A 9,196-nucleotide genomic window follows, 5' to 3' on the forward strand; every position below is an offset into this window, starting at 1 on the left:
CCCCAGCAGGTCCTCGACCGCGACACCGGACATGGCGACCTCCCAAAGCCTGTTCAACAGACGGAGGGCTGTCCCATCGCAACTGTAATGCTAGGTTCGCAGAGGAGGACGAGGACGGAGCCAAGGTCCGGCTTCCGGGCCTACGCAATCCTTTGAAACGCGCCAGCGTTCCTGGTTCGCGACCGGAGTCCATTCGCGAAGCAATCCCAACTCGACTGATTCGTTGGCTCATCGAAATTCTCACTGAAAACGATTGGGAGTGGGCTCGCAAGGCTGGCGAAGCCAAGGCGGTCGGAGGGGACTGGATTCACCGGAAAAATCCCAGCACAGGCGAGTGGGAGGATGTCTGGTCTCCCGTTCGCTCCACCGCACTTTATGTGAAACTCCGCATGCCATTCAGGACGCACCAAGTGCGTTTCGTCGATTCAGGGGAAGCGGACACCTTCATCTTTGATCTCAAGCACGGCTGGATCAAGAACAACGGGCCTCTTGCGTCTGGCACAGCACGGGAACCTGTCCAGAAGGGCGTTGTCCAAATGATTGGGGTCAACGGCAAGACCGACAGGTTGCCGATCCTTCGCATCAACACGAACAAAACAGCAGACATCGGCAAAGAAGGTTGGCAGCGCGGGTACGATTGCCCCTACGCGCCAGAAGACGTCATTGAAAAGCTGTGCGCCCGCCGAGACTGGCAGAGTGCGAACAATCCTCTTCCCGAGCCTACGGACTGGTCCTCGGTTGAAGAGGTGCGCCAGAAAAAGACTGAGGTCGAAGTCGAGGGTCTGCGCTCCTGCTTTCTCTTCCGCGATCCTACAGCCGAAAATCCCTACGATCCGATCACCTCACCCAAGGTTCAGAAGCTCTGGCTGAAGCTGGTGGATGAGCTGGACTGCCGTCTGAAAGCAGCCGGTGTAACCACACTCGACGGCAATCCCTATGAACTCTTTTACGACAGAGATCAGGCCGGACGGCCGACTCGCCTTCGGTACGATCTCCACTCCCTGCGCGTTTCACTCATTACGGCCTACTACGAAACAGGGAAAGTCTCAGCCGAAGTCCTCATGAAGATCGTCGGGCACTCGACCGTCGTCATGACACTCTACTACACCAAGCTGGGCATTGAGTACATCCAGGCCGCGATGACGGAAGCCAGCGCCGAACTTCTCAATCGCGAACAGCAACAGTGGATCAACCATCAACGGAGCCAAAGCCTTATCAGTCTGAGCGCGACCGTCGCCTACAACGATGGTGCTGGCTTGGCTGCTTTCGCCGAAGGTTCCGGGAATGGCCTACTCGACCTCCCGATTGGTGTGTGTGCCGCAGGCGGATCGGCTTGTCTCCTTGGCGGAGCCCCCGTTGGCGACCGCGACCCTCCTGTCTACGGGCCGGTTCCCGGTTTGCGCCGGAACTGCGCCGGATGCCGTTTCGTAATCTCCGGCCCGCCTTTCCTGTTTGGCGTCCAGGCCGAGTTCAACGCACGCTCTTTCCAGGCGTCCGATCTGTCGTCGCACCGTGAGAAGGTCGAGACACGATTTGAGGAACTTGACGCCCAACGGCGCGCTGCCGAACGGGCCGGAGAACCGTTCACAGCGCAAAGGGAGTGGGCCAGATCAAGCGCCGACCTGGAAGATGTGACGCGCCGCCTGGACCAGCTTGGCCTCGAAATGGCGAACCTCGGAGCCCTTGACGCTCAGATCAAGGAGATCATCGCGCACGAGCGTGGCGCCGATGGCGATGGGCGGAGTCTCATTGCCGGAGACATCGAGACAGTTCTCTCTGTCATTGAGGAAAGCACGGACTTCGAGCTGGCAGATCGAGTTTGCCAGTCGAGCGTGTTCTATCCGTCCATCGTTCCCAGGGACGCCAATCGCCTTCGCATCAACCGCTACAATCAGATGCTTCGCCGAAACGGCCTTCAGCCAGCCTTCTTGGATATGGATGAGGACACCGCCCTTTACGTGGGCAATGAACTAACCAAGCATTTGATGTCTAGGATCGGCCGCCAGAACACCCTCCGCCTCATCGACGGCCAGGAGACCATCCACTCCCTGGAGCGTCTTGGCATCTTCTCGGCCGATCTCGCCGCGGAGATATCGTCCCGCCTCAGTCTACGCTCCGTGGAAGGAGCATCGCTGCGATTGGCGATTGCAGCCCCTTCGGTCGTGTCTGACACTTTGGCATCCGCATAACATCAGAGCATCCCATGCAGCAGGCCATTGCCATCAAAGAAGACATCCTTTCTCGCTCGAACGAGCGAAAAAGGAAAACTGTTGAAGCATTGTGGAACGTGCTTCTTGAGCTTCGTGCGAAGGGAGTGAAGTCGTTCTCTGTTGCGGTTGTTGGAAAGGCATGCGAAGACGCTCGCGTTCTCAAGACCCAATCCATTCGCAACACTTCTGGTGCTGATTTCCGGAACCTCATTGCCGCGTTCGCGGTCGATGGTGACGATGCACTGTCATCACGCGGCCGTCAGGCGCGCTCACCCCTCGACGAAGCTGTCGATGCCATTCCTGACCTCGATGTCCGCACCCGCCTGCGCATAATGGTGGCCGAGAACCGAAAGCAACGGGACGAAATCAACCGACTCAAAGAAGCGTTCAAGCATCTGCGTGAACCAGCCATCGCCCCCTCAGCAGAAGGCGCCATCGAACTATTTCCACCCGCAAGTCCGTCCTTCAGGGACATCGACTTCGTTCCCTTGCGCAAATTTCTTTCTGCCGATTGGCTCGATGACAATCATTGGCACATTGAGGCAAATGGGGCGATCTACGATGCTGATGGAAACCGGGTGACACCCGTCGCCTTCGTTCCTGCCCTTTCCGCCCTCATTGCACTCATAGACAACCACGACAAGCCGTAGCCTGCCCCGCCAGCTTGTGTGCGGTTGGTGCATGGCAACAGTATATCGGACGAGTATGCTTACCATTTCAACGCGAGGCAGACGGCGGATTGTTATGATTCCGGGGGTAGATCACGACGTGCTGAATTTCTTCGGCATCTCACTGGCGGCGCTGCGGATCGCCGGCGGCTTCGTCGTGGCGGAGCGCGCCTGGGCGCTGCTGAGCGCGCCGGAAGCGCACGAGGCCCGCAAGCAGGAGCAGGCCGCCCCGGCGGAAGAGGCCGGGGACTCTGATGTCGGGGAGTCGGCCTTCTTCCCCCTGACCATCCCCTTCACAACCGGCCCCGGCACCATCTCCGTCGCCATCGCGCTGGGCGCCACCCGCCCCCGGGGCAGCGAGGGGCTCACCGAATTCTTCGTCGGGGTGTCGGCGGCGGCACTGGCCATCGCGCTGCTGATCTGGCTGTCCTACCGCTCCGCCGACCGGCTGGTGGCGCTGCTCGGCCACACCCGCGCCCGCGTGCTGACACGGCTGTTCGCCTTCCTGCTGTTCTGCGTCGGCGTCCAGATCCTGCTGACCGGCATTCTGGACGCCTTCCCCGTGCTGGCCTCGGGGCGTTGAGCCTGATTCAGCGGGCGCGCCCCACGCGCTGGCGGGCCATGCGGTCGGCGACGGCGGCGGTCGGCTTGCGCTCCATGTCGGCGCGGGCGAAGATCTCCGTCAGCGTGTCGGCGATCCGCTCGATGTGGCTCATCACGCGGCCGTGGTCGTAGCCGGCGCGTTCGTGATAGACGTCGATCACCCCGCCGGCGTTGATGACGTAATCGGGGGCGTAGAGGATGCCGCGGTCGGCCAGCGCCTGCCCGTGCCGGGCCTCGGCGAGCTGGTTGTTGGCCGCCCCGGCGACGACCGGGCAGGTCAGCCGCGGGATCGTGCCGTCGTTGAGGACGGCGCCCAGCGCGCAGGGGGCGAAGACGTCCACCTCCAGATCGAAGACGGCGTCGGCGGGCACCGGCGTGGCGCCGACGCGGTCGGCCACGCGGCGGGCCTGCGCCTCGTCGATGTCGGCGACCCACAGCCGCGCCCCGGCCTCGGCCAGATAGCGCGCGAGATGCCCGCCGACGCTGCCCACACCCTGGATGGCGACGGTCAACCCTTCCAGGTCTGTGCGGTGCAGGCGGTGGAGCACCGCCGCGCGGAGCCCGACGAAGACGCCGTAGGCGGTTGAGGGGGAAGGGTCGCCGCTGCGCGTGCCGCCGCTCGCGGTTGCCTTCTCGACCACACCGGAGACATGGGCGGTTTCCAGCGCCATGGTCTTGATGTCGGGCACCCCGGTGCCGGAATCCTCGGCGACGATGTAGCGTCCGCCCAGCCGCTCGACGTGGCGCCCCATGGCGCGCAGCAGCGCCTCGCTCTTGTCGGTGCGCGGGTTGCCGATGATGACCGACTTGCCTCCGCCCAGCGGCAGGCCGGCCAGGGCCGACTTGTAGGTCATGCCGCGCGACAGGCGCAGCGCGTCGCGCAGGGCCTCCTCGTCGCTGGCGTAGGGCCACATGCGGCAGCCGCCCAGCGCCGGGCCGAGCGCGGTGTCGTGGACGGCGACGATGGCGCGCAGGCCGGACGCGGCGTCGGAGCAGAAGACCACCTGCTCATGGTCGTCGAAATCGGGATGGTCGAACAGCGGCACGGTTTCCTCCTGATCTTTTTCTTTTTGAAAAAGCGGAGGTCACCGTGACGCAAAGCTCGGGCGTCGCGCGCGACAGGGTTCCGCGCGCCGTGCGATGGTTCGGCGTGTCCGCTTTTCCTTGCCCTGTGCTTCACCCTGTCTTGATCGGGCGGGGGAGCGACGGAGCGTTCTCTTGAAGGAAACTAGATGCGCATGAAATTGCTGGCAAGGCGAACGGTTTGTCGGCCTGCAAAAAGCAAGGAGATGAGCGCCGGGGCGGTCCGGAATCGGAAAAATGTCGCGGACAGGGCCGCGAACGATCATTTCCGGTCTGCCCTCGAGACGGGGAGGGAGGCCGGGGACGGGCCGGGCGGTGGGAGGAGGCCGCCCGGCCGGTCCCCGCGGGGATCAGAATTCCTCCTCGTCCCCGCCGAAGCCGCCCCACGAATCCTCTTCGCTGGGAATCTCCTCGGCCACCTGATCGACGGCGCCCTGGGCCTCCTGGGCGATGGCCTCACCACCGCCGGAGAAGGCGCTGGACAGCGCGCTGCCGATCAGCATGCCGCCGGCCACGCCCATGGCGGTCTGCATGGCGCCGGCCATGAAGCCGCCGCCAGCGCGCTGCGGCTGCTGGGCATAGGCGGCGACGCGCGGGTCGCCGTAGGCCGGGGCGGCGCCGGGCGCCTGGCCCCAAGGGGAGTTGCCGGGGCGCTGCTGCGGGGCCGGGGCGGGCTTGGCGCCGCCGCCGCCGAACAGGCCGCCGAAGATGCCGCCGCCGCCGGCGGCCGCGGCCGGACGCTCCTGAAGCTGGCGCTCCAGCTCCTGGTTCTGGTTCTGCGAGGCGGCCAGCGCCTGCTCCAGCATGACGATGGCCTGCGCCATCAGGTAGGGCGCGCCCGGCTGGCGGGCGATGGTGTCGCGGATGTGGGCTTCGGCCTGCGGGTCGCGCGGGCCGGACTGGGCCTCGGCCTGACGCAGCTTGGCGAAGAGGTCGTCAATGATCTGGCGTTCGGTCTGGTCCATGGCGGTGCTCGTGCTCTCGGTGGTTTGAGGGATGGTCCGGGCGCGTCCCGGCGCGTCGTCCATTGGGTGGGCGGCGGCGTCCGGAGAGGGCCGGAAAGGTGTGGAGGGTGTGGGAGAGGTCTGGGGATCGCGGGTCCATGGGAGCATTCAGTCCCTCCAAGTGCGGTCACGCCCGTCGGCGCAAGAGCAGGTGAAGAGATCCGACATCGCGACCACGTCTAAGTCGCCAGAGGGGCCCGGATCACAGGTCCCGGAGACGTGGGGAGGGCCAGGAAACCTGTCAAGAGAGGGGGGCGCCGGAAAAATAATGGAAATACAGCGCTGCGTTACTCCGGCCGGGTGCGCGCCTCGAAGCGGCGGCGGTCGCTCTTGTCGCTGAGCACGAAGGCGAAGGGGCGCAGCGCGTCGATGTGGCTGAGCGCGATGGCGATCAGGACGGTCATCGGCACCGCCAGCACGGTCCCGGCGGCCCCCCACAGCCAGCTCCACAGCAGCAGCGAACTGACGATCACCAGGGGCGAGATGGCAAGCTGCTTGCCCTCCAGCCGCGGCCCGATAAAGTTGCCCATCACCTGCTCGATCACCAGCAGGCCGCCGGCGACCATCAGGGCGGTGGACGAGCCGCTCTGGGCCAGCGCCATCAGCACGGGCAGCGTGGCCGCTCCCACCGACCCGATCACCGGGATGTAGTTCAGCAGGAAGGCCAGGAAGCCCCACAGGAACAGGAAGTCGATCCCGAACAGCGACAGCCAGCCGATGTAGAGCGCCCCGGTGATCAGCCCCAGCGTCGTGCTGACCAGCAGGAAGCGGCGGAACTGCTGGGCGATGGCGGTGACCGCGGTGACGGTGGTGGCGCAGCGCTCCGGCCCCAGCGTCTTCACGATCTTCTCGCGCCAGACCGGCGCCTCGACCAGCATCAGCAGGGCGAGGAACAGCACGATGACCAGCGTCGAGACGGCTTCCCGGGCCGCCGTCAGCACCGACGCGACGAGGCCGGACAACGCCTCCGCCCCGCCTCCGCCCCCGTCGCTGCCCCCGTCGCTGCCGGAGTCGCCGAGAAACCGCTCGCGCAGCCCCTCGATCCAGCCGTTCGCCTGCCCCCACAGGCGTTGCAGCTCGTCGGCGTGGCGTGGTACCTCGCCGGCCACGCGCTGGCCGATGAACCACAGGCCTCCGGCGAAGACGGCGAGCACCAGCAGCACCGTCAGCATCGCGGCCAGCGGGCCGAGCAGGGCCAGCCGCGGCGGCACCCGGTCGCGCACCCAGCGCCCGACCGGCGCCACGGCGACCGCCACGAAGAAAGCCCCGGCCAGCGGGATGAGCACCGGCGAGGCGGCGCCGAGGCCCCACAGGACGGCCAGGGCGGCCAGCAGGCCGAGCAGCCAGAGGCCGAGCGCGAGCCGGTCGATGGACCAGCGCCGATTCCCGTCCGCGTCCTCCCGCTGTGCCAAGGCCGTCCACTCCCCGCTGTTGCGCCGCGCTGCCGGTCGGGCAGCATAAGCTTGACGCGAAACCGGCCGCGAAGTTCCGCAACGCCCCGGTCCCGGCGGGAGCGCAGAATTGCCACCGGAGGGACGTTGCGGCGCAGCGGAGCTGCCACCAACTCACTGGGGCCGGCTCCGCCGGAGCGGGATTCAGCCTTGGGGACTCACGCCATGGACCGCATCAACACGGCTTTCCTGTTCGACCTCGACGGCACGCTGATCGACAGCGTCTACCAGCATGTGCTGGCTTGGCAGGAGGCGCTGGACCATGAGGGGATCGAGCTGTCGGTCTGGCGCATCCACCGCAAGATCGGCATGAGCGGCGGTCTGTTCGCCAACATGCTTCTGCGCGAGACCGGCCTCGCCATCAGCCCGGAGCTTCTGGAACGGCTGCGCCGCCGCCACGCCGAGGCGTTCCGCGGGCTGGCCGGGCGTGTCCGCCCGCTGCCCGGCGCGCAGGAGCTGCTGTCCCACCTGACCGGGGCGGGCATCCCCTGGGCCATCGCCACCAGCGGGCGGATCGAGACGGCGCGCTCCGGCCTGGAGGCGCTGGGAGTCGATTCGGACACGGTGCCGGTGGTGACGCGCGATCAGGTGAAATACGCCAAGCCCGACCCCGACCTGTTCCTGGCCGCGGCGGAGCGGCTCGGCGTCGCCATCGAAACGGCCATCGTGGTCGGCGACAGCGTGTGGGACATCCTGGCGGCGCGCCGCGCCCGCGCGCTCAGCATCGGCCTGCTGTCCGGCGGCTATGGGCAGGACGAGCTGGAGCGGGCCGGCGCCTTCCGCGTCTACGAGGACCCGGCGAGCCTGCTGGAGCATCTCGACGAGGTGGGAGGCCGACGCTGAGCGCCGACCGACGCCGCGCGCTGCTGATCGTCAACGGGAAGGCCCGCCAGGGGCGGCGCGCGCTCGACGACATCCGGGAGGAGGCCGCGAAAGCGGGAGTCGCCCTGATCCGCGCCGAATGCCGCGAGCGGGAGGACATCGCCGAGGCAATCCGCGACCATGCCGACTCGGTGGACATGGTCATCATCGGGGGTGGCGACGGCACGCTGAACGCCGCCGCCCCGGCGCTGGCCGACACCGGCCTGCCGCTCGCCATCCTGCCGATGGGCACGGCGAACGATCTGGCGCGCACGCTGGGCATCCCGCTGGATGTGCGGGAGGCGGCGAAGCTGGCGGTCAGCGGCCCGATTCGCCGGATCGACCTGGGCGAGGTCAACGGCGTGGCCTTCTTCAACGTCGCCAGCATCGGCCTCAGCGTCGAACTGGCCCGCGAACTGACGCGCGAGATGAAGCGGCGCTGGGGCGTCTTCGGCTACGCCGTGGCGGCCTTCCGCGTGGCGCGGCGCATGGCGCCCTTCCGCGCCGAGATCCGCATCAACGGGGCGCGGCACCGCGTCAAGTCGGTGCAGATCGGCGTCGGCAACGGGCGTCATTACGGCGGTGGCATGACCGTGCAGGAGAACGCCGCCCCCGACGACGGGCAGCTGGACGTCTACAGCATCGACCTGCGCGGCTGGTGGGAGTGGCCCCTGCTGTACCCGGACTTCCGGCGCGGCCGGCACGGGCACTGGAAGAACGTCCACGCCTGGTACGGGCAGGAGGTGGAGATCACCACCCGCCATCGCCGCCCGGTCAACACCGACGGCGACATCACCACCCACACCCCGGCGCGCTTCCGCGTGCGGCCGGGCGCGGTCGCGGTCATCGCGCCGCCGCGGTGAGGCGTGGGCCGTTGCCCCCTCCCTAACCCTCCCCCGCTCTCGCAGGGGAGGGGATGGACGCCGCTTCGCCTAAGGCTCCCTCCCCCGCCCAGCGGGGGAGGGCCGGGGTGGGGGAAAACGCCACGCCCGCCCCACAACCCCTGCGCGACATTCTCCCCACGCTCCCAGTGCGTTCGTGAAACAGTTCGCTGAGCGAACATAATCGCTTGCGGGCTAGTGGTATCTGGTATACCGTATCACCAATCCAAGCCGCTTCCCTTCTCCGGGGCAACGAAACCGCGGCCCAAACCCCTTCAGCCGGGGGCCCTTCCAACGTGAAGGGGAAAGAAGAGTCAGGGACGGGAACAGCCATGCAGACGATGAGTTTCTCGGTCGCACCCCTGGATCAGGGGATGAGCTTCAAGGCCAAGGCCTACCAGGCGCTGCGCCAAGCCATCACCCAGATGGACATCT

General features: G+C 66.8%; 8 protein-coding genes. 5 read left to right on the plus strand and 3 right to left on the minus strand.

Features of this window, described 5'->3' with window-relative positions; translation table 11 throughout:
- Positions 1 to 68 precede the first annotated feature (68 nt).
- The 3 genes from FHW79_RS31870 (at position 69) to FHW79_RS31880 (ending at position 3,461) form a co-directional block, all read left to right on the plus strand.
- Positions 69 to 2,189: a VPA1269 family protein gene (locus FHW79_RS31870; RefSeq protein WP_282184057.1), complete on the plus strand. Its 2,121-nt coding sequence runs from the start codon at positions 69 to 71 to the stop codon at positions 2,187 to 2,189.
- Positions 2,190 to 2,203: 14 nt separating this feature from the next.
- Entirely contained in the window at positions 2,204 to 2,860 is a 657-nt protein-coding gene (gene gmtX, locus FHW79_RS31875; protein ID WP_183182625.1) for a gamma-mobile-trio protein GmtX, read from the plus strand.
- A 118-nt stretch (positions 2,861 to 2,978) separates the two neighbouring features.
- Positions 2,979 to 3,461 carry a MarC family protein gene (locus FHW79_RS31880; protein ID WP_348984341.1) on the plus strand — a complete coding sequence of 161 codons (483 nt, stop codon included), beginning with the start codon at positions 2,979 to 2,981 and terminating at the stop codon, positions 3,459 to 3,461.
- A 7-nt stretch (positions 3,462 to 3,468) separates the two neighbouring features.
- Here the strand turns inward: FHW79_RS31880 and FHW79_RS31885 are convergent, their stop codons facing one another.
- From FHW79_RS31885 to FHW79_RS31895, 3 genes are all read right to left on the minus strand, one after another.
- A complete protein-coding gene (locus tag FHW79_RS31885; RefSeq protein ID WP_183182626.1) occupies positions 3,469 to 4,527 on the minus strand; it encodes a Glu/Leu/Phe/Val dehydrogenase in 1,059 nt (352 codons plus the stop codon).
- Between the two features lie 387 nt (positions 4,528 to 4,914).
- A complete protein-coding gene (locus FHW79_RS31890) occupies positions 4,915 to 5,529 on the minus strand; it encodes a DUF2076 domain-containing protein (protein WP_183182627.1) in 615 nt (204 codons plus the stop codon).
- 326 nt (positions 5,530 to 5,855) lie between these two features.
- Positions 5,856 to 6,980: an AI-2E family transporter gene (locus tag FHW79_RS31895; RefSeq protein WP_183182628.1), complete on the minus strand. Its 1,125-nt coding sequence runs from the start codon at positions 6,978 to 6,980 to the stop codon at positions 5,856 to 5,858.
- 204 nt (positions 6,981 to 7,184) lie between these two features.
- Here FHW79_RS31895 and FHW79_RS31900 point away from each other — a divergent pair, with 204 nt between their 5' ends.
- Both FHW79_RS31900 and FHW79_RS31905 read left to right on the plus strand, forming a co-directional pair.
- Positions 7,185 to 7,862 carry an HAD family hydrolase gene (locus tag FHW79_RS31900; protein ID WP_183182629.1) on the plus strand — a complete coding sequence of 226 codons (678 nt, stop codon included), beginning with the start codon at positions 7,185 to 7,187 and terminating at the stop codon, positions 7,860 to 7,862.
- Complete coding sequence (locus FHW79_RS31905) at positions 7,859 to 8,743, plus strand: lipid kinase (RefSeq protein WP_183182630.1); 885 nt, start codon at positions 7,859 to 7,861, stop codon at positions 8,741 to 8,743. The genes FHW79_RS31900 and FHW79_RS31905 overlap by 4 nt, the downstream gene beginning before the upstream one ends.
- Positions 8,744 to 9,196 lie beyond the last annotated feature (453 nt).

It is taken from the genome of Azospirillum sp. OGB3 (assembly GCF_014192915.1).
Lineage (GTDB): Bacteria > Pseudomonadota > Alphaproteobacteria > Azospirillales > Azospirillaceae > Azospirillum.